The organism is Flagellimonas allohymeniacidonis (assembly GCF_004296335.1).
GTDB lineage: Bacteria > Bacteroidota > Bacteroidia > Flavobacteriales > Flavobacteriaceae > Flagellimonas > Flagellimonas allohymeniacidonis.
Window position 1 is genome coordinate 242,074 of sequence record NZ_SGIU01000002.1, and the last position, 25,135, is coordinate 267,208.

Here is a 25,135-nt window from a genome sequence, read left to right on the forward strand (position 1 = left end):
AAGGAATGTTTTCACCGAGTTCTTTATGTATACCGAAATTTACACAATATGAATGAAAATTGAATCCTAACTAAGACTTTGATTCAAATTCAAGGCAATCCAACCGAATTTCTTCTTCCTTCAGCGGTTGCACCAAAAGATTACAATAATGCCCATTGGCACTCTTCGAATAGAACTTGCAGGCAAAACAAGTACGCTGTACGGAAAGTATGCCCTTTTGGTTGAATTGATAAATTACTTTGGAGAGCAATCGAAAAAGCTCAGTTTGTTCAGCTCCTTCCAGCTGATTGATTTGCTCGTAAATGGGTTGGGCAAAATCTTCCGTGCGAGCCACCACCTCATTCCCTTTGTCCGATAAAAGAATGGTATAAGAACGACTATCGGCAGAAGAATGGTCTTTTATAATGAGTTCTTTTTTACCAAGAACACGAACCGCATCACTTATAGTGGGTTTGGTCACATTGAATTCTTGGGCAAGATGGCTCACATTGGCCAATTCTCGATGATGGTGTGCAACAAAAACCAAGATTTGAATTTGAATGGGACTTAATCCGAACGCCTTGGCTTTCTCCCAAAGAAGTACCTTAAACGCCTGGGATACACGCTCCAAACCTGCACCGATTTTACCGGCAAGGTCCGTTTCTTGTAGTTTTGGGTCAAATACTTTTTTTTTCATCATAACAAGGCCTGCCAGTTTCCTGACAGGCAAAGTTAGCTTTCCTAATTAAATTAGGAACAATTTTCCATTTCAATAATGTGATAGCCCTTTTCCGAAATGCTATTCACAACTTGTGGCGGAGCAGACTGGATATGGCAAAAGCGACATTCACTGGAAGTAAGAACTCCGGTTCCAAATAGTTTTGTATTCAAATACTTCTTTCCGTATTCAAAAATGATATCGGTATCTATCATCTTATCGGGAACCAAAATATCAAAATGCATCACTTTTCCATCTTCGCGAGGTACATAGGTATCCCAAACTGAAACTCTCATAGCTATTGTTTTACGGTAAAAGGCAATGATAAATCTCCACTCGCAACACTATAGACGTCATAAACGCCCAACATGGGTTTGTCCTCCAAGCTAGTGTTTACTTTCATAAAAGCAGCTACGCCGTCATACTGAAAATCAGTTTTGTTGCTGATACGATAATTGGGAACCACTACCTTGATAATGTTTTCTTTTTGTAATACAGGATAACCCGGGGAATCCATAAACATGGGCATTCCGGGATTGGTTGGAGGCAAAACGACAGTATGATCGGCCTTTTTGAATTGTTTCACTGAAAGTCCACCTGCAACTCTTGAGTCTTCAACCAGCACTACCCAGTGCGGGTGCCAAATGACGCCATCATTATCATAAATCGCATCACTATTTTCATCCCAAAGCGGGGTGTCGTCAAAATCAGGATGGGAGGTCAGGGCCAACGCCACAATACCTTCGGTTTCACTAAAACCAACATCCACCGATTTAAGACTAGTAGGGAACACATAACCTAAAACCGGTGCGCCATCCAACTGACCCGCAGGGGTCGGAACGGTTCTACCGGCATTTCCCTCTACCGCAATTTCCCAAACTGTCACAGCCAAATCATGTTCATGGGTAACTTGAACAGCTTTTATTGAAAAATCGTTGTTGTTGTACGGACTTTTTTGGGCACAGGAGCTAAATGAAATTCCTATAGCAAACAGTCCCATAATTACAATACTTTTTGTTTTCATAATATTTTAAATTAGGATTCCTAACTTTATAATTTAAAATTACGCCTTGACCTCTTCGAGGGAAGCGCCATAGTTGATATGGAGAACATTTCCCGTTGGGGTCACCAAAGCCGGTACCGACTTCACTCCCAGCGTTTCCGCTTCTGATATTTGACTTGTTTTCTCCCCAAGGTGAACAATATTGATATTGTCTTCACCCACTAGCTGGACAATCTCTTGTTCAGCGCTAACACATACCGGACAACCCGCGTGATAAAAAATTGACTTTTTCATTGTTAATAGAATTAAAATTATTGCAAAATCGCAATGCAAATATAGTAAGGATTCCTAATTAAAACAAATTTGAGCTAATTTTCAATCTTTGTTGCTTGTTTTCTAGTGACTCAAGGTTTGGAATATCCTATTCAAAAGATTTTAAGATGTTCGGTAAGTCGGTGCTATTACCTTTGAGCGTTCTAAAATTTTGATAATAGCCATCATCAATTTGATAAAATCGGTCGGTTTGCTTCGCTTCGGACCAGCCATTTTTTACGGCCTCTAAACTGTGTGGTGCTTTTTGGTGTAAGGTCAAGAACACCTTGCTAATCTTTTCCCTGTCGGTATCTGCCAAATCATTGTTCAATAATACCGGTCCCAAAGGAATTTCGTCAGAGAGCCATAGAACCTTCAGGGAATCAGCACCAGGTTTGGAAGCAATTTGCTTGTAGAATTCACTGCTTCCTATTGCCGCTATATCCGTTTCGTTGGACAGCAACTTATTAAAGGTTTTAGTATGGTCTCCTCCATAACTGACCGATTCAAAGTCTGCTTCAGGGTTTTTGATGCCTAGAGAACTTAGCAACAATCGAGGCATAAGATTACCAGAAGTTGAACCCTGAGCAACAAAGGTCATCCTTAAATTCTCCACCTGGCCCACAAGATCTTTTAAATCCGTAATGCTGTCGGTATTGCCCAATAACACTGATTTGTAGTTATCGACAGCATTTTCAGTAACCTTTAGCGTCGCGATAGGATGCATTACATCATTATCCGTGGATAAAATTAGATAGCCCAGGGTGTTGATCAAGGCGATATCTACCTCTTTTGCCTTAATGCCTCTAATAAAGGAGGGGACATCAGGATAACTTCTCACCTCAACCTTTCTGTTCAATTGTTTTTCCAAGTCTTTGGATAATGGCAACAAATTATCTATGCGGTCATTGGTGGAGTAGGTATAGGTTGCAAGTATTAAAGGTTCTTTTTTTTGACACCTATAGGAGCACAAAACAAGAAAAAGTAGGGTAAGAAGTTTTACCGAATGAAGTTTAATCATTTTTGATATGTTTTAAGATTGATGATTGAATGAGGGCAAAAGTAAACTATATACCATAAAAACAAAGTGTCCTATGCCAGGGTTCCGCTTAAGCTAAAGCAAAAACACCTAAAAAAACAAATTCCTACTACTATCCAGGTCTTGTTGAACATTGGGGTCGGAACAATTGATCAATGCGGTGAACACCACCTCTTCATTGGGGTAAACGAAAAAGTTGGTATAGGCTCCAACGCTATTACCCACATGACCTACAAAGGGTCTGCCATATTCATCTTGACTAACTTGAAAGCCAAGCCCATAGTAGGTGGGCTTCCCATTTACTGTCTGTGAAGACAGCAGCTCAGTATAGGTAGCCGAGGTAAGTAACTCTTGCTTGATAATGGCCTGTCCCAATCGAGCTATGTCATCACTTGTGGAAAGGTAACCCCCACCCGCAAGCTTGTAAAAATTATTCACTGGAACAGCATTTCGAAACCCTAAGGTGTTTTTTGTGTAAAACTGCGGGTTGGGGTTTTTCCGTTTAGATTCATAGCCATCTTTTCTGGGTAAAGAGGTATCGCTCATCCCAAGTGGAATCAAAATCTTTTCCTGAACATAGTTTTCAAAAGGTATTCCACTTGCTTCCTGCATGGCCAAGGAAAGCAGAACAAAATCATAGCTGTTGTAGAGATAGCCCATTCCCGGTTCAAACACCAAGGGGTCATTTTGAAAGACTTGAAGGCTATCTTTTATGGAATAGGGCCGGTTCAATGCAAATTCCTTACCGCGATACCCTCGAATTCCGGCAGTGTGAGCGGCCAATTGCCGCAGTGTAAAATCATATTTCTTTTTTGGATAGTAGGGTACATGTTTGTAAAATGAATCGTCCCATTGAATGACACCTTCCTCTACCATTTTCCCCAAGGCCATGGCAGTAATGCACTTTGAGATACTTGCAATTCGAAAGGGAGTTTTTTTGGGATCGACAGGAACTTTCCTTTCCATATCACTATACCCATAGCCCTTTTGAAGTAAAATCTCTTCCTTGCTGGTTATTGTAATTGAAATTCCGGGAATTCGTGATTCAGCAAATAGATTGTGTAAAATGGCATCTGATTTTTCCCTTCCTTCCAAATCCTCGAGCAATCTAACCCTAGGTTCTGCTTTTAGCCAATTCTGAATCCTAGAGAAAAACCGTTTCATCCTGACTATCTAAAAATCAAACGCCCGTTAAAGAGTTCCTCAACTTCAACCTCGGCAGGTCGATTAAAACTAATGACATCACCTGTTCCCCGAATCACTCCGCTTATTCGCTCCTGTGGATTAACGAAAATATCGTTTGTACCTCTATGGTTCAGGTTCACCGTTTCGGCTATAAGCTCTTGGGCTTCTATCCGTGAATCGCCAGCAGCTACTGTAATATTAAAGTTTGTAACTGCCCCGGCCAACTTAAAAAAGGCTATCCCGTTCACTACTATATTTAAGTCTTGGGAATCCACCTCCAAATCGAACGAACCATCCGTAGTCTCTGCCTCTGGGTCAACAAAGCTTTCAGCGAATAAAGCAAAACTTGGGTAGTTCAATACCCCATCACTTGAAATTAAAAGGCCAGTGCTGCTTCGTATTTCAACAATGTTTGGGGAGGTCACATAGATTGTAGACAATCCGTATTCACGAATAAAATTACACCCGTTCTCATTGCGAACCACAAGTCTATCTCCCTCTACCCTAGCAGAGATATCATTGATCAAAAACTCGCCTGACTCTATTTCCACTTTTTGGGCATCCCCTTGTTTAAGTACCAAATTGAGATTTTCAAAAACGGTAATTGTAGAAAATACAGGTAAATCCACTTCAATACGCTTTAGATCCCCTGCATTTTGAAAACAATCGGGAACATTTTCTCCATTGCAGCCCCAAAACATGAGAACAGCAAGCAGCAACAGGCTTCCTTTTTGAAGAAAAGACCTCAAAACATCAACTCCTATTCCCAATGGTTCCAACTTTATCATATTCAGGCTACAATCTTACTCCTATTCCAAATTCCAACGCTTCGGCCTTAGCGCCATGTGATTTTAAGGTAATTGCCCCAAAAATCTTACCTCCAAAATATCGTTTTAGTCCGATACGATTATATACCCTTCCCTCAAAATCAAAGGGATAATAGACATAATACCCCAGTTGGGTCTCGATACTAAGTTTGTTCACAAATAATTCATGACCCACAAATAGCCCCACTCTTTTAAAATCTGTGTCTGAATCAACGTTCAACTCTGGGAAGGATATCGACTGAAATCGAATCAATTCCTTCAAAAAATTGGAGAAGAAAGCATCAACTCCAAACTGAATCGCACTTCTTCCTCCCAATCGCTTATCTGCATAGGCCGATAAAATCCAAAAGCCATATTGTCCTGAGTTAATTACATCACTTTCGTTCACCCCACTTCGAAGAACAAGATTATAACGAATGGGCTCCGTAATTTTTTCCTTGGCTTTTGGCTCGATGTAATCATAGGTTTTTCCTCCATCCAGATTGTAGGTGAGCCCTACATTAAAAGCCATTGTATTTGTGGAGGTATTGGGGGCCCTGAAATTGGCATTGGAGTAATGAATCAACGTAAGGCCCGCTTTTACGCCCATTCCTTTGAATAAGTTCTCTTTATGGTAGTTTAACAAAACTACTGTTGATGCCAACAAATGTGTGCCATAGGCATTGTTTCGAAAATTGTTGTTTTTATCGTATGGATTGGTATTATAAGCCACGCCCTGTCCTATCCTAAGCTGCAGATTTCTCTTTAAAAAATAAAAGTTATAGTGTGCGTAAAGGCCAAAATGCTCGCCAAGGGTGGCGTTATTCATGTCTTGGTATACAAAAGTGAAACCAGTGTCAGGGTATCCCAAATCAGCTTCCCAATCTTCGTGGCCGTAACGTTTTTTGCTTAGACCCAAGATAATGCCTCTTGGATGCTCGGTAATCAAATGGGATATATCAGGATTGTGCAATACGATGGATCCATAAAATGGGGTGGCATCCAGCACAAACTTTTTAGGAACCTCCCCTTCTTGGGAATATCCTTTGAAGATGAATAAAATCAAACAGAAACAAAGTAGGTGCTTCATGGAGTGCTAAAGTAGAAAATTAAAACACCTCCTTGGCTATTGCCTTAATGTTATCTGATTTTCCCATGGAATAGTAGTGCAGAACGGGAACCCCTCCTGCTTTGAGCTCCTTGGATTGTTCTATACACCATTCGATTCCAACCTGTCTTACTTCCTTATTATTTTTACAACCTTCAACGGCCTCAATCAATTCTTCGGGAATATCTACACGAAAAACTTGGGGCAATAACTGCAAATGCCTTTTTACTGCTATGGGTTTTATTCCTGGAATGATTGGGACTTTGATGCCCATATCCCTGGCAGCTTGCACAAAATCAAAATATTTCTTGTTGTCAAAGAACATTTGGGTGACCACGTATTCAGCTCCCAAATCCACTTTTTCTTTCAATCGCTTCAAATCCGAGTTTAAAGAAGGGGCTTCCATATGTTTTTCAGGGTAACCTGCCACACCAACACAGAAATCAGCACAATTGTCCGTTTCTATTACCTCATGAAGATATTCACCCCGGTTCAGCCCTTGGATTTGTTTTACCAAATCCGAAGCGTATTTGTGACCTCCGTTGGTAGGCTCAAAATACTGTTCCTCTTTCATGGCATCGCCACGAAGTGCCATTACATTATCAATACCGAGGTAATGACAGTCTACCAACAAGTACTCAGTTTCCTCCTTTGTGAAGCCCCCACAAAGTACATGGGGAACGGTATCCACATCGTACTTGTGCTTTATGGAAGCGCAGATACCCAATGTACCGGGCCTCATTCGGGTCAACCTTTTATCGAAAAGACCATCCCTATCAATATAAACGTATTCTTCACGAGATGTGGTCACGTCTATAAAGGGAGGTTCAAACTCCATCAACGGATCTATGTTGTCATACAATTCCTGAATGCTTTTCCCTTTGACCGGAGGGATGATCTCAAAGGAAAACAAGGTCTCCCCTTTGGCGTTTTTGATATGCTCAGTTACCTTCATCTTTTAAACTTCGACAATATTGGGAGCAAGCCATTTTTGAGCCTCCTCCATTGAAATTTGTTTTCTTTTCGCAAAGTCTTCGACCTGGTCTTGCCTTATTTTTCCAAGCCCAAAATATTTGGCTTCGGGATGGGCAAAATAATAACCACTGACACTGGCGGCTGGCCACATAGCCAGACTTTCGGTTAATTTTACTTGGATGTTTTCCTCCACCTGTAGCAACTCCCAAATGGTCAACTTTTCCAAGTGGTCTGGACAGGCAGGATATCCCGGGGCTGGTCTGATGCCTCTATATTTTTCATCTATCAGCTCATCATTGGACAGGGATTCTGATTTTGAGTAACCCCAATGTTTCAGTCGGACTTCCTTATGCAGATACTCGGCAAATGCCTCAGCCAAACGGTCTGCCAGAGCCTTTACCATGATGGCATTATAATCATCATGTTTACGCTCAAATTCTTCCGCCAATTCCTTTGTTCCAAAACCGGCCGTGACGCAAAAACATCCCATGTAATCCTGAATTCCCGATTCTTTTGGTGCTATAAAATCTGATAAGGCCAAATTCGGAACCCCATCTCTTTTCTTTAGTTGCTGCCGCAAGGTTCTAAAAGTAATTGTGGAAGTCTTAATTTCATCGGAAGCCACTTCAATGTCATCCTCATTTATTTGATTGGCTGGAAATAGTCCAAAGATGGCCCTAGCTTTCAAAAGCTTTTCATTCAACACCTTTTGAAGCATTTTCAGCGCATCACCAAATAATTCTGAAGCCTGTTCACCTACAATATCATCCTTAAGGATATTTGGATATTTTCCGTGTAGGTCCCAGCTACGGAAGAAAGGGGTCCAATCAATAAAATCGGTAAGTTTTTTCAAATCGAAATCATCCCAGACCTGAATTCCCAATTGGATTGGTTTTACAATATCGGAAGAATGCCAGTCAACCTGCAGTTTATTCTCCCTTGCTTCTTGGAGGCTTAAGTACTTTTTCTGTTTGGTACGATTTAAAAATTTATCCCTAAAACTCTCATAGTCGAGTTTGACCGTTTTCTTGTAGTTGTCGGAGGTTTCCTTCTGCAACAAGTCCCCGACAACCGTTACTGCCCTTGAGGCGTCATTCACATGCACCACGGAATGGCTATAAACCGGGTCTATTTTAACTGCGGTATGCGCTTTGCTTGTAGTAGCTCCTCCAATCAACAAAGGCACTTTAAAGGACTGGCGCTCCATTTCTTTTGCCAAAAAGACCATTTCATCCAGCGAAGGCGTAATCAATCCACTTAATCCCACAATATCCACTTGCTCTTCTTTGGCCCTTTGAATAATCTTTTCTGGTGGTACCATTACCCCCATATCCACAATTTCATAGTTATTGCAGGCCAATACCACACTTACGATGTTCTTTCCAATATCATGTACATCGCCCTTCACTGTCGCCATCAAAATCTTTCCTGCCGATTTTGAGTTGGACTCCTTTGATTCTTCTATATAGGGGGTTAGGTAAGCAACCGCCTTTTTCATGACTCGGGCTGACTTTACCACTTGGGGCAAAAACATTTTCCCGCTTCCGAATAGGTCTCCCACCACGTTCATTCCGGTCATCAAATGCCCTTCAATAACTTCTATCGGCTTTTCTGCGACCAGTCTTGCTTCTTCCACGTCCTCAACTATGAATTGGTCAATCCCCTTTACCAGGGCACGGGTGATTCTATCTTGAAGGGGTTCTTCCCTCCAAGAGAGGTCGACTTTGCTTTCCTTTGATTTGCCGACCACAGTTTCCGCAAATTCCAATAGCCGTTCTGTAGCATCTTCCTTTCGGTTTAAGAGAACATCTTCCACATATTCGAGCAAGTCTTTAGGAATATCATCATAGATCTCCAGCATGGCCGGGTTTACAATACCCATGTTCATTCCCGCCTTAATGGCATGATAGAGAAATGCAGAATGCATGGCTTCCCGAACGGTATTGTTTCCACGGAAAGAAAAAGATACATTACTCACTCCCCCACTTACATTACAATAGGGCAAATTCTCCCTTACCCATTGGGTGCCTTCAATAAAATCGAGGGCATTTCGTTTATGCTCCTCCATACCTGTGGCAACAGGAAAGATATTCAGATCAAAAATGATGTCCTCGGGAGAAAATTTCACTTGGTCGACCAAGACACGATACGACCGTTTGGCGATTTCGATACGGCGCTCCAAATTATCGGCCTGCCCCACCTCATCAAAGGCCATTACAATTACCGCGGCACCGTAACGTTTAATCAGTTTGGCCTGCCGAATAAACTCTGCTTCGCCTTCTTTAAGGCTAATGGAATTTACCACACATTTCCCTTGAACCACTTGTAATCCAGCTTCGATGATCTCCCATTTTGAACTGTCGATCATTATGGGAACCCTGGCGATGTCAGGTTCGGCCACAATAAGATTCAAGAATCGAACCATGGCTTCCTTACCATCGATAAGGCCATCATCCATGTTCACGTCGATTATTTGGGCTCCTCCTTCCACTTGGTGGCGGGCAATTTCAAGAGCTTCCTCATACTTTTCTTCCTTGATCAACCGAAGAAACCGCTTTGACCCTGCTACATTGGTCCGCTCCCCAACATTGATGAAATTGCTTTCTGGGGTGATGACCAACGGCTCGAGACCACTTAACTTTAAGTATCGTTGTTCTTTCATGAATCTATGCCAAGACTTTGCTTGCGGACTTTGAATTTCGAGGTTGGTATTTGTCTGCCAATTCTGCGATTGCCTTTATATGTTCAGGGGTGGTCCCACAACATCCTCCCACGATATTGACCAATTTTTTATCGAGATATTCCTTGATTTGCCCCGCCATTTGCTCGGGAGTCTCGTCATAGGCTCCAAAGGCATTGGGGAGGCCTGCGTTCGGGTGAGCGGAAATGGCAAAATCTGATTTTGCAGATACCACTTCCAAGTGTGGTGTCAGTTGTTTAGCTCCTAAGGCACAGTTGAACCCCACTGATAATATTGGAATATGGGAAATGGAAATCAAAAAGGCCTCCGCGGTTTGTCCTGAAAGAGTTCTACCGGAAGCATCGGTTATCGTTCCACTTACCATAATGGGAACCTCAATTCCCTTTTTTTCTTTGACATTTTCAATGGCAAACAGGGCAGCCTTTGCGTTAAGCGTATCGAATATGGTTTCAACCAATAAAATGTCAGCTCCGCCATCTATAAGGGCCTCTACCTGTTCCTTGTAGGCTTCATAGAGCTCCTCGAAGGATATGGCTCTGTATCCCGGATCATTCACATCTGGAGACATACTGGCCGTTTTATTGGTAGGGCCGATACTTCCAGCCACAAATCTGGGTTTGTTGGGTTCCTTGGCAGTAAATTCCTTTGCCACTTTCTTGGCAATCTTTGCCGACTCAAAGTTCAGTTCATATACCAAATCTTCCATCCCATAATCGGCCATGGCTATTGAAGTTCCGGAAAAGGTATTGGTTTCAACAATATCGGCTCCCGCTTCAAAATATTTGCGATGTACTTCGGCAATGGCCTGGGGTTGGGTCAGCGAAAGCAAATCGTTATTCCCTTTTAGGGGCATTTTCCAGTCTTTAAAGCGCTCACCCCGGAAATGTTCCTCTTCAAACTGGTATTGTTGCAACATAGTACCCATGGCTCCATCCAAAACCAGAATGCGTTTTTCCAATATTTTTTCAATACTCGACATACAGATATCTTGTAGCCCGCAAGGGCCCGTTTACAATAAAATCAAGAAAATGTGGAATAGTTGACAATGAAGCTTTGTTGTCATCTTCTCCTGAATAAGCAGGATAGAATGTAGCACCTTCTTTATTTCTAAAGGGTTGCCAAGGTTTCAAAGGGTCTATTCCCTCCACCTTTCTTGATAACTTTCAATTTTTACATGAACTGATTGCAAATTAAAGGCACATTCTTATTAAAAACAAACGGAAGTTTGTTTTTGGGCAATAAAAAAACCTCCCAACTAGGGGAGGTTCTTCCGCTTCAAATAATTAAACTATTTAAACAATACTTTGAACCACTTCTTTTTTTGCTTCCTTTTTGCTACCATCGAAACCTTCCACACCTCCGACCGTGGTATATTTCATCACGAATCTTTTGTTGGGATTTATGATTTGATAGGCATATTGACACATCACTGCGGCTTCATGAAATCCTGACAAGATCAATTTCAATTTACCTTCATACGTATTGACATCCCCAATGGCAAAAACCCCAGGAATATTGGTCTGATAGTCTTTACTGTTATTGACCTTGATGGCATTCTTCTCAATTTCCAGTCCCCAGTCTCCAATAGGGCCCAATTTAGGAGAAAGACCGAATAAGGGTACGAAATAGTCCGTCTCCAAATAGGTCTGACCTTTTTCTTCATCCTTATGCTTGATCACAACGGCTTCCAGTGTCTCGCGACCATGGAGTTCCTTAACCTCGGCTTCCGTAAACAACTGAATCTTGCCCAACTTGGCCAACTCCGAAGCTTTTTCAACGGAATCCAAAGCTCCTCGGAATTCATTTCTACGGTGTACCAAGGAAACCTCACTGGCAACATCGGCCAAAAATATGGCCCAATCCAAAGCAGAATCTCCTCCTCCGGCTATGACGACCTTTTTATCCCTAAAAATTTCAGGGTCTTTCACCATATATGTCACGCCTTTGTCTTCAAAATTCCCAATATTTGATATCAGTGGTTTCCGAGGCTCAAAAGAACCTAGTCCTCCTGCAATTACCAGAACCTTTGCATGGTGTCGAGTACCTTTGTTGGTGGTAACAATGAATGAACCATCTTCTTGTTTTACCATGGTATCAGCTCGTTCGCCCAAGGTGAAACCAGGTTCAAACGGTCTAATTTGTTCCATTAATCTATCCACCAAATCCCCTGCTAAAATTTCTGGGTAGGCCGGGATATCATATATAGGTTTTTTAGGATAAATCTCCGAGCATTGCCCTCCAGGTTGGGGCAGCGCATCTATGAGATGGCATTTCAATTTTAACAATCCAGCCTCGAATACAGTGAAAAGTCCTGTTGGGCCAGCTCCTACGATCAGTATATCTGTTTTTATCATTCTTTGCTTATTGTGCTACTTCAACTTTGTGATATCTTTTTTGAATGTCGCGAATTTTTTGACGGTGGCGTACCACTTCACCAATGATTATAATGGCAGGATTGGTCAACTGTTGCTCCTTTGCCTTGTTCTCAATGGAAGCAACAGTGCCAATTCCTATTTTTTCCCTTTCGGTGGTCCCATCTTGTATTATGGCGACAGGAACATCTTGTTTTCCCTCATTTTGGAAAAGCTTCATAATCTCGTGTAGTTTCGACATACCCATCAAGATTACTACAGTAGCACTTGATTTTGCGGCCAAAGACACATCTTTCGAAAGCTTATGTTCTTTTGTTGTGCCGGTAATCACCCAAAAACTTTCAGAGGCACCCCGTTTGGTAACAGGTATGTGCTGCATCGCAGGCACAGAGACAGATGAAGAAATACCGGGTACCATGGCTACCTCAACACCATGTTCTGAGGCATATTCCATTTCTTCCGCACCCCGTCCAAACACAAAGGGGTCTCCACCTTTTAATCGCACCACATGTAATCCTTGAAATGCCCTTTGAACAATCAACTCATTGATTTGTTCTTGTTGATAGGCATAACATCCTTTTCGTTTTCCAACAAAAATTTGTTCCGCTTGAAGCGCATAGTCCAGCAAATCTTGATCTACCAAGGCGTCATACAAGACCACATCAGCATTCTGCAGGGCCTTGATTCCCTTAAGGGTAATCAGCTCAATATCACCTGGGCCCGCTCCTACTATGGTTAGCTTTCCTCTATACATGCTCCAATTCCAATTTTCTAAAGGCCTCTAAACCTTCCAAAACGTTTTTGGCATCTTCCAAATAACTTTGTGCAAATTCCTGTGAAGGTTTGTTCTTGTTCAGCTGTAAGGCCAACTTCTCGAATCCCCCGGCAAAATCAATTTTGTTGGTTTCCACGTACAAGCGATCAAAATCTTTAATGATGCTTGCATGGGTATTGGTTTTAACCTTTTCAGCCGTCAACAAGGCTTTGGCAGAGTTAACAATGGATTGATAGGAATAGTAGATGCTCGCTGCCCACTTTTCGTTGAAAAGGGCTTCCTCTGCTTTTTCAATTTTCTCTTGACTTTCAAAAAAGAGCGTCGCAACTAGATCAACAATAACTCCTGCGCATTCTCCTATTCCGATTTCCTTTTTATATTTTTCTTCGTTGCCCCAGTCGATAAAATCGTCCTGTGTAAGATTCTCAATGTCCGTTAAGGGTTTCAACAATTCATAGAAGTAGGGCTCACCTTTTTCCCAATAATATTCCTCAAAGGATACTCCGCTGCCATTGGAATCAAAGTCATCCAAAATCAATCGTAGAGCTTGTGGACCTCTCTTGCTAGGTATTTTGACCACTTTGTCTGCAAAACGGCCTTTCCCATTTCCGAAGTTTCCACCTCCCAACAATACTTGTAGGGCAGGGGCCACTAATTTATCCTTGGTCCGAATGGACATGCCCTGAAAACCAATATTGGCCATATTATGTTGACCACAAGCGTTCATACAGCCACTAATTTTGATAACTACGTCCGGATTATTGATGTACTGCGGATACTCCGCTTTGATAACTTTCTCGAGCTCCGCCGCGATGCCTGTGCTGCTGGCAATTCCCAAATTACAGGTATCGGTACCAGGACAGGCCGTAATGTCCAAAGCTTTGTTGTAGCCCACATCCGCAAAACCCATCTTCTTCAATTCAGTGAAGAAGTAAGGCACCAGGTCTTCCTTGACGAATGGAATCAAGATGTTTTGACGAAGTGAGAGGCGAATCTCTCCACCTGCATAATCTTGAACCAGTTTGGCCAGTTCCCGAGCCTTATCTGTATAAAAATCCCCAAGTAAAACCTTAATTCCGATGGCGACAAAACCTTTTTGTTTTTGAGGAACTAGGTTTGTTGATTTCCACTGTTCAAATTCCTTGTAGTCGTCAATGTTCACCGTTGGAATCTCGGTTTGGGCAACATTTACCTCTGGATAGCCCTCGTAATCTATCACATATCTTTTATGGGGAATAGCTTTTTGTTCTTCTTGTAAAAGCTGTTTGAAACCCTCCAATCCAATATCTTTCAGTAAGAATTTCATACGCGCCTTGGCCCTGCTTTTGCGTTCTCCATAGCGATCAAAAACCCGAATCACGCCTTCCATAAGCGGAATTATCTCATCGGCACGTAAAAAATCGTAAAGTACATCGGCATGTCTTGGTTGGGATCCCAATCCTCCGCCCAACATAATCTTAAAGCCCCGTTCTCCATTTTTAATCTTCGCAATGAAGCCGAGATCATGCATATAGGAAAGACCCGTATCCTCATCGCTGGATGAAAAGGATACCTTAAATTTTCTTCCCATTTCTTGTCCGATCGGGTTTCGCAAAAAGTATTCGAAAATGGCCTGTGCGTATGGTGAAACGTCGAAAGGTTCATTTACATCTATCCCCGCAGTTTCACTGGCTGTCACATTACGCACGGTATTTCCGCAAGCTTCGCGTAAGGTCACCTTATCCCGTTCCAATTGGGCCCAGAGTTCAGGGGTGCGATCCAAATCGACATAATGAATTTGGATGTCTTGCCTTGTAGTGATATGAAGACGTCCTGTAGAAAATTCATCGGCCACATCGGAAATTCGCAAAAGCTGATTTGAAGTCACCTTGCCATAGGGAAGCTTAATTCGAATCATTTGAACACCTGGTTGACGTTGTCCGTAAACCCCTCTGGCCAAACGAAGACTTCTAAACTTTTCCTCATCAATGTTCCCTCCTTTGAACTGGCGAATTTTCTGCTCCAATTCAATGATATCCTTTTCTACAACCGGATTCTCTATTTCTGTTCTAAAGCTCTTCATTTTCTACTTTTCCTATCTATTTAATAGATTTTTAATAAAACTTCTTTACATCCTTTTTATACTCTCATACTATTAATTGATGAAACCTACACCGGCGGTGGTGTTGGATTGAGAATCAATGAGAATGAAAGCACCATTGGACTTGTTATCCTCAAAGGAATCATAAAACAGGGGTTTACTTAGCTTAATCTGTACCTCTCCAATTTCGTTCAACTCCAATTTGTTTTGCGCATCTTTCTTTCCAGAAAAATCCGTAGAAATCAAACCTTCAATCTGACCTACTTTGGAAAGTACCTGATTATTGTTGTGCTGTACAATGTACTTTGATCCTGAAACCAATTGCTTGGCATCCATCCAGCAAACTGTCGCTGTAATATCTTTTTCAATTTTGGGCAACTCATCGCTCTTTACCATCATATCTCCTCTTGAAATATTGATATCATCTTCTAAAGTAATGGTCACCGAGCTGCCGGGATTGGCTTTGTCAAAAGTTTTATCGAAGAAATAAATATCCTTCACGTTTGACTGTGTCATGGACGGCAATACTGTAACGGCATCCCCCACGTTCAACGCTCCTCCATAAATTTTTCCAGCATATCCCCTGAAGTCATGAAAATCGTCTTGCTTTGGCCTAATTACCGATTGAATCGGGAATCGAAAAGCCCCGTTATCCCTTAGATCATAGGCATCCAACTCCTCCAAATGTCCTAAAATCGTATCTCCTTGATACCACGGCATGGCCGAAGATGTTTCTACAACATTATCTCCTTGTAAGGCACTTATGGGAATATAATGCACGTTTTGTTCGCTATATGTACTCTTGGAATTCAAGTTTTCAAAGCTTCTTTTGATATCTTGAAATACTTCCTGTGAATACCCCACCAAATCCATTTTGTTCACAGCGACAATAACATCTTTCACCCGTAGCAAGTTATTGATGAAAAAATGGCGATAGGTTTGTTCAACCACTCCTTTTCGGGCGTCAATAAGAATAATTGCAGCCTGCGAAGTGGAAGCGCCAGTAACCATATTCCTCGTGTACTCGACATGGCCGGGAGTGTCTGCTATGACATAGCTTGTGCTTGCTGTGGAAAAATAAATATGGGCCACATCAATGGTGATGCCTTGCTCCCGCTCGGCCACCAATCCATCGGTTGCGAGCGAAAAATCAAGGTAATCATACCCTCTCTGCTCACTACTTTTTTTGATGGCTTCCAGCTTGTCTTCGGTGAGTGATTTGGTGTCATACAGCAGCCTTCCTATCAAGGTACTTTTACCGTCGTCCACACTTCCTGCCGTTGCTATTTTAAGTACTTTCATTTCTCTTGTTCTTACTTCTTTTGTTGACCGTTAAAGTATTGGCCTCTTAGAAATATCCTTGTTGTTTTCTCTTTTCCATCGCAGCTTCTGACCGCTTATCGTCAATGCGTGCTCCTCTTTCCGATATTCTGGAGGACCGAATTTCGGCCACAACTTTTTCAATAGTATCGGCATACGATTCAACTGCCGCCGTACAAGACATGTCTCCCACGGTTCTAAATCGAACCATTCGCTCCTCTACCAGCTCATCCTCAGCCCTGTACACTACATCGTCCTCGGCAGACCAAATAAGGCCATCTCTTAAAAAGGTGTTTCTTTTATGGGCAAAATAGATAGAGGGGATTTCTATTTGTTCTTGTTCGATATAACTCCAAACATCGAGTTCCGTCCAATTGCTGATTGGAAAAACACGAACGTTTTGTCCCAATTCGATTTTGCCATTCAACATATCGAACAGTTCGGGTCTTTGGTTCTTCTCATCCCATTGACCAAAATCGTCCCTTACGGAAAAGATTCGTTCCTTGGCGCGGGCCTTTTCTTCATCCCGTCTTGCGCCTCCTATGCATGCATCAAATTTGAATTCCTCAATGGCATCGAGGAGTGTTGTGGTCTGAAGCGTATTTCGACTGGCATATTTGCCAGTTTCCTCAACAACTTTTCCCTGGTCTATGGAGTCCTGTACATTTCGCACAATGAGTTCCACACCCAATTCCTCTACCAACCTGTCCCTGAATTCAATGGTTTCAGGAAAGTTGTGGCCTGTATCAATATGCATTAATGGAAAAGGAATCTTAGCAGGATAAAAGGCCTTTTGGGCCAATCGGACCAAGGTAATGGAGTCCTTCCCTCCCGAAAAAAGCAATACCGGTCTTTCAAATTGAGCGGCCACCTCCCGAAGAATGTAAATGGCTTCACTCTCCAAGGCATTGCTCTTCAAAATCGATGGATTCAAAGTATCTACTTCAGCTATTTCTGAAATCAATGTGCTCACAGTATTTGTTTTTTGAGTTTGGAAAGATTAGGTATGTAATCCGCACTCCCGGTTCTCCAAAACCTTGGTGGGATCAAAATATTTATGTTCGTTGGGCAGACCGTACTGTTTAAGATAAGCATCCAATTGGGCGTCGTTCCAGTAGTAGAAAGGACTTACTTTTAGAACCCCATCGGACCCAAGGCTAAAAATATCAAGTGAATCTCGAAGCGCTGTCTGTCCTTTTCTAAGGTTCGTGAACCACACATCAGGTCGGTGTTCTTTCATCGCCCTTCGGAAAGGTTCCAACTTTACTTGTTCGGTAAATTCTTTGTGCAAAGGGTCATCAATTTGAGGAATGCCCATTACTGCATCACGATGTGCCGCAGTCTGCTTTGGGACGTACAGTTTGATATTAAGTCCCAATCGTGAAATTAACTCCTCAGCATGTGTATAGGTATTTCGAGTATTATAACCCGTATCGCACCATATTATCGGAATCTCTGAATCCACTTGCGTGACAGCATGCAAAATATTGACCTCATAAGGTCTAAAATTTGTGGTAACAACCGGTTTGGAAGCTTGCTGAAGTGCCCAAGAGATTATTTCCTCGGGTGAAGCTTCTTTAAGTTGATTGTTCCAATCTTTTATTTGTTCCTCTGTAAATGCCATATTGATCTATTTTCCCCAACTTATTGAATTCCAAATGCGTTCGTGAAAAAAGTAGAGCACCATTTTGGTCACCAATTCTACCAAGCCTATTGAAAAGGCAAGGGTCAAGGTGCCTGTGATAATCCAAGAAATTATAATGGTATCCAGCGTTCCAATAATCCGCCAGCTCACAGATTTTGCGATACTTCTTTTGGGTTTTTCTGAGCCTTTATCTTTTGCGAAAGAGGCAGTTTCTCGTTTGCTATTGATTAGGAGTTGGTCTGCAATCATAGTATTTCTTATTTCCTATCGATTTACTAGGAATATCAAAACTAGCATAATTTCTTAATACTAATCGTTAAAGTCAACACAAAATTACTTTTACCCTATAGTTTTAATAGATTTTAAACAAAACGAACTAAAAATTGTGTGATTTTCAATACAACTCTAAAAAAAATTGGATATCGCTGTTAGGAAATAAGGTCGGCCAAGGTATTATTTCGATAAACCTCCAAGGCACTATCCCGCACTTGAAGCATTAGCTTATGCACAGAACATTTGTTCTCATCGGGACAGTCGTCACATTTTTCATAAAAATTAAGACTTACACATGGTACCATGGCGATGGGGCCTTCCAATACCCTCATTACAGAAGTCATTTGAATTTCCTCTGGTTTCTTAATGAGATAGTATCCTCCTCCTTTACCCTTTTTAGAACCCAAAAATCCATTTCTTCTCAAGGTCAACAAAATGCTTTCCAAAAACTTTTGTGAAATGTTTTCATTTTTGGCTATTTCAGCAATTTGAACAGGCTCTTTACTATCAACAGATGCTAGATACGTCAAGGCTTTCAGACCATATTTTGTCTTCTTCGAGAGCATCCCACGAAGATAGCGAATTTAAACAACTGAACACTAGCTTAACGCTTGGTTGATATCGTCAACAATATCATCGATATGCTCCAGCCCTACTGACACGCGCACCATGCCATCGGTAATTCCAACGGCTTCCCTATCTTGCTTGGACAGTTTGCTGTGCGTTGTGGAAGCAGGATGTGTAACTATACTCCTTGAATCTCCCAAATTAGCAGAAAGTGACAAAAGCTTTATTGAATCAAAAAACTTGCGGCCCGCTTCCAATCCTCCGTTGATTTCAAAGGCCACTACACAACCTCCAGCCGTCATTTGCTTTTTCGCGATTTCGTGGTTGGGATGGGACTTTAAAAATGGATACTTGACCCACCTGACTTTTTCATGATTTTCAAGAAAAGTGGCCAGCTTCATTGCATTCTCGCAATGTCTGTCCACACGAACCCCTAAGGTCTCCAAACTTTTAGAAAGTACCCAAGCGTTAAACGGAGACAGTGCAGGCCCTGTAATACGCGAAAAGCGGTAAATCCTATCAATCAACTCGCTGTTACCAACGGTAATGCCCGCAAGGACCCTTCCCTGGCCATCCATAAGTTTTGTGCCTGAATGAATCACCAGATCGGCCCCAAATTTTATGGGTTGTTGTAGATAGGGAGTAGCAAAACAATTATCTATCACCAACAAAACTTTATGTTTCTTGGCAATATTCCCCAAAACCTCCATATCCAAAACATCAACTCCGGGATTGGTGGGGGATTCGGCATAAATGATTTTGGTTTTCGGAGTTATCAGGCTTTCGACACTTTGCAAATCATTAATGTCGAAATAACTGGTTTCGATATTCCATTTGGGAAAGAACTGCGTAAATAGGCTATGGGTTGACCCAAAAATGCTCTTGGCGGAAACAATATGATCCCCACTTTCCAAAAGTGCTGCAAAAGTTGAAAACACAGCAGCCATTCCCGAGGCAAAGGCAAATCCATCTTCGGCGTCTTCCATTTTGCATACCTTTTCAATAAATTCTGAAGAATTGGGGTTGGAGTAACGCGAATAAACATTACGGTCCTTCTCCTCGGCAAAGGAAGCCCTCATATCTTCGGCATCCTCGAACACAAAACTCGAAGTCAAATACATGGGACTTGAATGTTCCAGGAAGGTTGTTCTTTCGATTTGGGTTCGAATGGCCTCCGTTTCAAACTGTTTTTTGTTCTCCATTACATTTTTTCAGCAATTCGTAAAATATCTCCAAAGACTCCTCTTGCAGTAACTGCAGCCCCTGCACCAGCGCCTTGAATTACCAGTGGGTTTTTTCCATAGGATTGGGTATAAATTTCAATGATGGAATCTGAACCTGATACCTGCCCCAATGCACTTTCCTTGGGTACAGAAATCAATTTCACCTCCAAAATACCCTTATCTTCCTGCAAGTTGCCATGCAAATCTCCCACATACCGCAACACATGGTTCGGTTTCTGTTGTTTTTTCAACTGTTGAAAGGTATCATTTAAGGTTTCCAGTTTCGTCAAGAACGCCTCTTTGGGTACAGACTGCAATTCGGTCGGAATAAGATTTTGAATATCAATTTCTGAAAACTCATTTTGTAAATCCAACTCTCTGGCCAAAATCAAAAGTTTGCGCCCAACGTCATTTCCAGAGAGGTCCTCTCGGGGGTCGGGTTCAGTGAATCCTTTCTGCATGGCTTCTTCAATGATACTTGAAAAAGAAGTATCCACTTCCGAAAACGTATTGAAGATATAGCTTAGTGAACCTGAAAAAACACCTTTTATCCTGGTGATGTTCTCTCCGGAGAGGTGCAGCAATTTAATGGTATCAATCAAAGGAAGACCGGCCCCTACATTGGTCTCATAGAGGTACTGTTTTTGATTTCTTTTTAATCCGCTTCGGGTTGACTTATAAAAATCAAAATCCAAGGTGTTGGCAATCTTATTGGAAGAAACCAAATCGAATCCGTTGTCAATGAGCTGCTCATAATTGGAAACAAAGCTCTCACTCGCTGTATTATCGACAGCAATTAGGTTCCCCAGATGTTGTTGTTCGGCAAATTCAACGACGGTTTCAAGGGAATAAGGAATCCCTTTCTCCTCTATGGTTTTTCTCCAACTCTTTTTTATTCCCTTGGAATTGAGAATCAACTTTTTTGAGTTGCCCACAGCAAAAATCCTAAGGTCGATTCCCTTTCGGCTTTCTATTTTCTTTTGGGAGGCCAAAATTTGATCAATCAATGTCCCTCCCACATTGCCGTGACCAAAAATGGCCAGATTTACTTGCTTAGCAATTCCAAAAATCTGCCCATGGACAACATTCAGGGCTTTATGCAGATCGGATTGCTTCACGACGAGACTCACATTTCTACCGGAAATGGTATTGTTGAACAATAGGGGGATGACATGGTTCTTGGCCAGGGCATTAAAGGATTTGTGAAATGTCCCCAAATCCAATCCTACAATCGAAATAACCGCTACATCATCATTTACTGTGATTTGGTCCACATCATTTGAACTGTAGTCGGTTTCAAATTCTAGATCTAGCAGCTTTTTAGCCCTTTCCGCTTTCTTTACATCTACTATGAGTCCTATTCCCCTCTCCGAGGAGCCTTGTGAAATAATACCAACATTGATGTTGTTCAGGGCCAAGGTTCGAAATATCCGTGCATCGATTCCCACTTTTCCCAAAAGGCCCCTTCCCTCCAAATAGACAAGGGCAACATCATCCAAAACCGATAGCGAACGTATGCCTCCGTTATCCGTTTTAGGACCTATCAAAGTTCCCTTGCCTCCATTGTTGAAGGTATTCAGTATTCTGAGTGGGATATTTTTTTCCAGTAAGGGGATTATGGTTTTCGCATGCAAAATTGTAGCGCCAAAATTTGCCAACTCGTTGGCTTCATCATAAGATATCGTATCTATCAATTTGGCATCGGGGACCAATTCTGGATTAGCCGTAAAGATTCCATCTACATGGGTATAGTTCACCAGTTCTTTCGCATCTAAATAGTTGGCGAAGAGCGCTGCAGAGTAGTTGGTTCCGTTTCTTCCAAGCGTAGTGGTTTCACCTTGCAAGTTCGAAGCTATAAAGCCAGTGACAATTGGTATGGTATCCCCTTCCAAGTCATGGAAATAACGAATCACATTTTCCTTGGAGCTCGCTTCATCCACCTCTGCATTACCAAAAGCACTGTCCGTTTTAAGTAAATTTCTGGTGTCAACGGATTCTGCATTAACACCATTTCTTTTTAGCAAGGCCGTAATCACCTTGGCCGATATCAATTCTCCATAGGACAACAGTGCATCCTTTGTCTTTGCGCTATAGTCCCCAATCATTGAAACACCTTGAAGTAGTTTTTCAATTTTCTTGACTTCATCATCAATGGCTATATCAAAATCTGCTTGTTGATATTCGACAAAAGATCTGAGCTCCTCTTCAAAATTCTGTCCTTGGCTTGCTATTTCCAAAAGACTTTCCAATTCGTCCGTAGCCTTTCCCCTAGCGGAAAGAACTACGATGAATCTTTCTTTTTGTTTCGCTTTTTCGGAAATGATTTCCAAAACACTTTGAATTCCCACCCCATTGGCCAGGGATTTCCCCCCGAACTTTAAGACTTTGAGCGCTCCACCTTGGCCATTTTTTGGAAAAACAGGCAATAGAAGCTTTTCCAGTTGTTCAAACTCCATTAAAAAGGCATCATGGCCATGAAGCGATTGTACTTCCCCGTAGGTTACATTGGCATTGGCCTGAGCAAAACGGCGATACGTTTCCTTGTTTTCCTCGGCAGTAAAAAATAAATCGGAATTGACCCCAACAATATGAATTCTGGTGTCACTATCCTGAAGCCTTTCGAAGCTGCTTTCGCCATTTCGAGCGACATCGATGGTCTTCAAAAGCTGATTCATTAGCTTATACGCGGACAATTGAAACCGTTCTTGAAGTTTTTTGCCATGATGCATCAGCCAACTCTCCACATTAAATACCTGAAGTTCTTCATTGGTGCTTCGCTGAAAACGTTCTTTAAATGACGCTGGAGTTCGATAACATAGCATCGCATGCATGCGAGCATCATGTACCGGTTCTTTGGAGTTGACCAAAATTTGTTCCTGAATCTGGCAATTGGCAATTAACCAGTCTGTCGACTTCCAATCTGAGGCAACAGGGATGAGATGTTCGGTTATAGCAGGGTCTTGAACGGCCATCTCCCAAGCCAAGCCTCCTCCAAGTGAGCCCCCAATAATTGCGTATAATCTCTTAATATTAAGGGATTCAAGTCCCAGCAAAAAAATCTTGGCTATATCTGCTGCCACAAAGTCTTTGTAGTTCTCAATAATGAAACCGTCATACCCATTACCTGGTATGTTGAAGGCCAAAATGGTATATTTATCCGTGTCGATCCCCTTCTTTTCTCCTATTAAATCGACCCACCAACCCTTCTCACCGGCAACATTGGAATTTCCCGTAAGGGCATGATTGACCAAAACTATAGGTGCAGAATGCAGGGGCCGACCAAACACCTCATATGACAGGTTTATATTTTGCGTAACCCCGCTAAGCGTTTTGAATTTCTCTATTTTCAGGTTTTGAAGCATACCTTCTTTTCCATTGCTATTTAGCGTAGCCAAAGATTCCCCAAAGAAGTTCGGCTACGCGTTAAAAAGGGTTTTTACCAATTACGCCAAAACTGATTTGTCAATAGTGGCAAAGGCTTGTTCCAAATCAGCTTTTAAATCGGATAAATCTTCCAAGCCCACAGAAAGTCGAATCAAATCTTGGGTTACTCCCGTAGACTCTTGAGCAGCCTCGTCCAACTGCTGATGGGTGGTACTTGCTGGATGGATAATCAAGGATTTTGTATCTCCAATATTGGCGAGCAATGAGAATATTTTGGTCTCATCGGCAATCTTTTTGGCAGATTCAAAACCTCCTTTTACCCCAAAAGTCACGATACTACTTTGCCCATCGGGAAGGTATTGGTCCGAAAGTGCTTTGTATGCGCTAGATTCGAGGCCAGGATAATTCACCCAAGTCACCTCATCCTTATCTTCAAGCCATTTTGCCAATGCCAAGGCATTTTCGCTATGCTTTTTCATACGAATCTCCAACGTTTCCAATCCTTGGATAATTTGAAATGCATTGAACGGACTCAAGCAAGCCCCATGATCACGTAGACCTTCAATACGAACTTTAGCGATATATGCCGCAGGCCCCAAGGCCTCGTGATACACCAATCCATGATACCCAGGCGATGGTTCCGTAAACTCTGGAAACTTGCCATTTGCCCAATCGAAAGTTCCCGCATCAATAATTGCACCTCCCAGGGCAGTTCCATTACCATTGATATACTTGGTCAGTGAATGAATCACAATATTGGCCCCATGTTCAATCGGTTTCAACAATGCTGGAGATGCGACTGTGTTATCGACAACAAAGGGAACTTTTGCAGCTTGGGCCTGTTTTGAAATGGCTTTAAGGTCGAGTACATCCAATTTTGGATTCCCTAATGATTCCACAAAAAATGCCCTAGTGTTTTCCTGAACTGCTTTTCCAAAATTCTCTGGGTCCGAAGGATCAACAAATGTGGTGGTTATACCCAATCTTGGCAAAGTCACGCTGAAAAGATTGTAGGTTCCACCATATAGGCTATTGGATGAGACAATGTGGTCTCCGGCTTTGAGCAGTACCAACAAGGCCGTGTTTATCGCACCAGTACCTGAAGAGCATACCACCGATGCTATTCCGCCCTCTAAGGCTGCCAATCGCTGTTCCAAAATATCGTTGGTAGGGTTATTGATCCGGGTGTAGATGTTACCAAACTCTTGCAAAGAAAACAGATTGGCGGCGTGGTCTGCATTATTGAACACGTATGCCGTGCTTTGATAGATAGGAACCGCCCGGGTTCCTCCGTTAACGGTCACATCATGTCCGGCATGAAGGGCATTGGTAGAAAATTTTTGATCACTCATGACTTTAGTTTTTGAGATTATAAACAGAATTAAACTTATAAGTCAAACTTCCTCAGATATATAAACCCGAGCAGCGAAATCAAAAAGTTATAAAGAAAGAGAATCGAAATAATTCGATGTATTGTTATCTATTCCAAAATCCATTACTCTGGAAATCGGATAGAATTTAGCACCTTCTTTGAATTAGGGGACAAAGGGTTGCTAAGGCTTCACAGGGTCTATTCCCTCCACCTTTCTTGATAACTATTCAATACGTGTTTGAACTTTGAGAGACAAATATAAAGTCAGAATCTTCTAAAATCCTAATCTTTTTGGAAA

General features: G+C 42.0%; 22 protein-coding genes and 2 riboswitches. All 22 genes read right to left on the bottom strand.

Features of this window, described 5'->3' with window-relative positions; genetic code table 11:
- Positions 1-70 precede the first annotated feature (70 nt).
- The 22 genes from EW142_RS09435 to EW142_RS09540 all read right to left on the bottom strand — a co-directional run bounded on the left by EW142_RS09435 (position 71) and on the right by EW142_RS09540 (position 24,817).
- Positions 71-676, bottom strand: coding sequence for a MarR family winged helix-turn-helix transcriptional regulator (locus tag EW142_RS09435; protein ID WP_130615648.1), 606 nt, complete (start codon positions 674-676; stop codon positions 71-73).
- Between the two features lie 53 nt (positions 677-729).
- Positions 730-993, bottom strand: a complete 264-nt coding sequence (locus EW142_RS09440) for a DUF2024 family protein (protein WP_130613178.1) — start codon at positions 991-993, stop codon at positions 730-732.
- A gap of 2 nt (positions 994-995) precedes the next feature.
- Complete coding sequence (locus tag EW142_RS09445; protein ID WP_130613181.1) at positions 996-1,721, bottom strand: hypothetical protein; 726 nt, start codon at positions 1,719-1,721, stop codon at positions 996-998.
- A gap of 39 nt (positions 1,722-1,760) precedes the next feature.
- Positions 1,761-1,994, bottom strand: a complete 234-nt coding sequence (locus EW142_RS09450; protein ID WP_130613183.1) for a thioredoxin domain-containing protein — start codon at positions 1,992-1,994, stop codon at positions 1,761-1,763.
- A gap of 127 nt (positions 1,995-2,121) precedes the next feature.
- Entirely contained in the window at positions 2,122-3,033 is a 912-nt protein-coding gene (locus tag EW142_RS09455) for a phosphate/phosphite/phosphonate ABC transporter substrate-binding protein (RefSeq protein WP_130613186.1), read from the bottom strand.
- Between the two features lie 108 nt (positions 3,034-3,141).
- Entirely contained in the window at positions 3,142-4,215 is a 1,074-nt protein-coding gene (locus tag EW142_RS09460) for a serine hydrolase domain-containing protein (protein WP_130613189.1), read from the bottom strand.
- Positions 4,216-4,220: 5 nt separating this feature from the next.
- Positions 4,221-5,024, bottom strand: a complete 804-nt coding sequence (locus EW142_RS09465; protein WP_130613192.1) for a head GIN domain-containing protein — start codon at positions 5,022-5,024, stop codon at positions 4,221-4,223.
- A 7-nt stretch (positions 5,025-5,031) separates the two neighbouring features.
- Positions 5,032-6,132 (bottom strand): acyloxyacyl hydrolase, encoded by a 1,101-nt coding sequence (locus tag EW142_RS09470; RefSeq protein WP_130613195.1) that lies wholly within the window; start codon positions 6,130-6,132, stop codon positions 5,032-5,034.
- 19 nt (positions 6,133-6,151) lie between these two features.
- The gene (gene metF / locus EW142_RS09475; protein ID WP_130613198.1) at positions 6,152-7,105 is read right to left on the bottom strand and encodes a methylenetetrahydrofolate reductase [NAD(P)H]; all 954 of its coding nucleotides are present in this window, start codon (positions 7,103-7,105) and stop codon (positions 6,152-6,154) included.
- A gap of 3 nt (positions 7,106-7,108) precedes the next feature.
- Positions 7,109-9,787 (bottom strand): methionine synthase, encoded by a 2,679-nt coding sequence (gene metH, locus EW142_RS09480; protein WP_130613201.1) that lies wholly within the window; start codon positions 9,785-9,787, stop codon positions 7,109-7,111.
- Positions 9,788-9,791: 4 nt separating this feature from the next.
- The gene (locus EW142_RS09485; protein ID WP_130613204.1) at positions 9,792-10,805 is read right to left on the bottom strand and encodes a homocysteine S-methyltransferase family protein; all 1,014 of its coding nucleotides are present in this window, start codon (positions 10,803-10,805) and stop codon (positions 9,792-9,794) included.
- Between the two features lie 77 nt (positions 10,806-10,882).
- Positions 10,883-10,989: riboswitch (SAM riboswitch) on the bottom strand.
- Between the two features lie 129 nt (positions 10,990-11,118).
- Entirely contained in the window at positions 11,119-12,180 is a 1,062-nt protein-coding gene (locus tag EW142_RS09490; RefSeq protein WP_130613207.1) for an NAD(P)/FAD-dependent oxidoreductase, read from the bottom strand.
- A 7-nt stretch (positions 12,181-12,187) separates the two neighbouring features.
- Complete coding sequence (cobA, locus tag EW142_RS09495) at positions 12,188-12,952, bottom strand: uroporphyrinogen-III C-methyltransferase (RefSeq protein WP_130613210.1); 765 nt, start codon at positions 12,950-12,952, stop codon at positions 12,188-12,190.
- A complete protein-coding gene (locus tag EW142_RS09500) occupies positions 12,945-15,035 on the bottom strand; it encodes a HEPN domain-containing protein (RefSeq protein WP_130613213.1) in 2,091 nt (696 codons plus the stop codon). The genes cobA and EW142_RS09500 overlap by 8 nt, the downstream gene beginning before the upstream one ends.
- A 72-nt stretch (positions 15,036-15,107) precedes the next feature.
- Positions 15,108-16,355, bottom strand: coding sequence for a sulfate adenylyltransferase subunit 1 (locus tag EW142_RS09505; protein ID WP_130613215.1), 1,248 nt, complete (start codon positions 16,353-16,355; stop codon positions 15,108-15,110).
- A gap of 46 nt (positions 16,356-16,401) precedes the next feature.
- Positions 16,402-17,337 carry a sulfate adenylyltransferase subunit CysD gene (gene cysD / locus EW142_RS09510; RefSeq protein ID WP_417935791.1) on the bottom strand — a complete coding sequence of 312 codons (936 nt, stop codon included), beginning with the start codon at positions 17,335-17,337 and terminating at the stop codon, positions 16,402-16,404.
- Positions 17,338-17,373: 36 nt separating this feature from the next.
- On the bottom strand, positions 17,374-17,997 hold the full coding sequence (locus EW142_RS09515) for a phosphoadenosine phosphosulfate reductase domain-containing protein (protein ID WP_130613218.1): 624 nt from the start codon (positions 17,995-17,997) through the stop codon (positions 17,374-17,376).
- 6 nt (positions 17,998-18,003) lie between these two features.
- A complete protein-coding gene (locus EW142_RS09520) occupies positions 18,004-18,267 on the bottom strand; it encodes a DUF2061 domain-containing protein (protein ID WP_130613221.1) in 264 nt (87 codons plus the stop codon).
- A 179-nt stretch (positions 18,268-18,446) separates the two neighbouring features.
- Positions 18,447-18,857 (bottom strand): RrF2 family transcriptional regulator, encoded by a 411-nt coding sequence (locus EW142_RS09525; RefSeq protein ID WP_130613224.1) that lies wholly within the window; start codon positions 18,855-18,857, stop codon positions 18,447-18,449.
- 33 nt (positions 18,858-18,890) lie between these two features.
- Positions 18,891-20,060 (bottom strand): trans-sulfuration enzyme family protein, encoded by a 1,170-nt coding sequence (locus tag EW142_RS09530; protein WP_130613227.1) that lies wholly within the window; start codon positions 20,058-20,060, stop codon positions 18,891-18,893.
- A complete protein-coding gene (thrA, locus tag EW142_RS09535) occupies positions 20,060-23,443 on the bottom strand; it encodes a bifunctional aspartate kinase/homoserine dehydrogenase I (protein ID WP_130615652.1) in 3,384 nt (1,127 codons plus the stop codon). Before thrA ends, EW142_RS09530 begins: the two co-directional genes overlap by 1 nt.
- A gap of 81 nt (positions 23,444-23,524) precedes the next feature.
- On the bottom strand, positions 23,525-24,817 hold the full coding sequence (locus tag EW142_RS09540; protein ID WP_130613231.1) for an O-acetylhomoserine aminocarboxypropyltransferase/cysteine synthase family protein: 1,293 nt from the start codon (positions 24,815-24,817) through the stop codon (positions 23,525-23,527).
- Positions 24,818-24,938: 121 nt separating this feature from the next.
- Positions 24,939-25,063: riboswitch (SAM riboswitch) on the bottom strand.
- Positions 25,064-25,135 lie beyond the last annotated feature (72 nt).

Bases quoted from the DNA above. Each gene is read 5' to 3' on its own strand.
- EW142_RS09470 (WP_130613195.1), bottom strand. From the start codon at position 6,132: ATGAAGCACCTACTTTGTTTCTGTTTGATTTTATTCATCTTCAAAGGA.
- cobA (WP_130613210.1), bottom strand. From the start codon at position 12,952: ATGTATAGAGGAAAGCTAACCATAGTAGGAGCGGGCCCAGGTGATATT.
- EW142_RS09455 (WP_130613186.1), bottom strand. From the start codon at position 3,033: ATGATTAAACTTCATTCGGTAAAACTTCTTACCCTACTTTTTCTTGTT.
- EW142_RS09440 (WP_130613178.1), bottom strand. From the start codon at position 993: ATGAGAGTTTCAGTTTGGGATACCTATGTACCTCGCGAAGATGGAAAA.
- metF (WP_130613198.1), bottom strand. From the start codon at position 7,105: ATGAAGGTAACTGAGCATATCAAAAACGCCAAAGGGGAGACCTTGTTT.
- EW142_RS09450 (WP_130613183.1), bottom strand. From the start codon at position 1,994: ATGAAAAAGTCAATTTTTTATCACGCGGGTTGTCCGGTATGTGTTAGC.
- EW142_RS09485 (WP_130613204.1), bottom strand. From the start codon at position 10,805: ATGTCGAGTATTGAAAAAATATTGGAAAAACGCATTCTGGTTTTGGAT.
- EW142_RS09490 (WP_130613207.1), bottom strand. From the start codon at position 12,180: ATGATAAAAACAGATATACTGATCGTAGGAGCTGGCCCAACAGGACTT.
- EW142_RS09520 (WP_130613221.1), bottom strand. From the start codon at position 18,267: ATGATTGCAGACCAACTCCTAATCAATAGCAAACGAGAAACTGCCTCT.
- EW142_RS09515 (WP_130613218.1), bottom strand. From the start codon at position 17,997: ATGGCATTTACAGAGGAACAAATAAAAGATTGGAACAATCAACTTAAA.
- EW142_RS09465 (WP_130613192.1), bottom strand. From the start codon at position 5,024: ATGATAAAGTTGGAACCATTGGGAATAGGAGTTGATGTTTTGAGGTCT.
- EW142_RS09435 (WP_130615648.1), bottom strand. From the start codon at position 676: ATGAAAAAAAAAGTATTTGACCCAAAACTACAAGAAACGGACCTTGCC.
- EW142_RS09505 (WP_130613215.1), bottom strand. From the start codon at position 16,355: ATGAAAGTACTTAAAATAGCAACGGCAGGAAGTGTGGACGACGGTAAA.
- thrA (WP_130615652.1), bottom strand. From the start codon at position 23,443: ATGCTTCAAAACCTGAAAATAGAGAAATTCAAAACGCTTAGCGGGGTT.
- EW142_RS09525 (WP_130613224.1), bottom strand. From the start codon at position 18,857: ATGCTCTCGAAGAAGACAAAATATGGTCTGAAAGCCTTGACGTATCTA.
- EW142_RS09445 (WP_130613181.1), bottom strand. From the start codon at position 1,721: ATGAAAACAAAAAGTATTGTAATTATGGGACTGTTTGCTATAGGAATT.
- metH (WP_130613201.1), bottom strand. From the start codon at position 9,787: ATGAAAGAACAACGATACTTAAAGTTAAGTGGTCTCGAGCCGTTGGTC.
- EW142_RS09540 (WP_130613231.1), bottom strand. From the start codon at position 24,817: ATGAGTGATCAAAAATTTTCTACCAATGCCCTTCATGCCGGACATGAT.
- EW142_RS09500 (WP_130613213.1), bottom strand. From the start codon at position 15,035: ATGAAGAGCTTTAGAACAGAAATAGAGAATCCGGTTGTAGAAAAGGAT.
- EW142_RS09530 (WP_130613227.1), bottom strand. From the start codon at position 20,060: ATGGAGAACAAAAAACAGTTTGAAACGGAGGCCATTCGAACCCAAATC.
- EW142_RS09460 (WP_130613189.1), bottom strand. From the start codon at position 4,215: ATGAAACGGTTTTTCTCTAGGATTCAGAATTGGCTAAAAGCAGAACCT.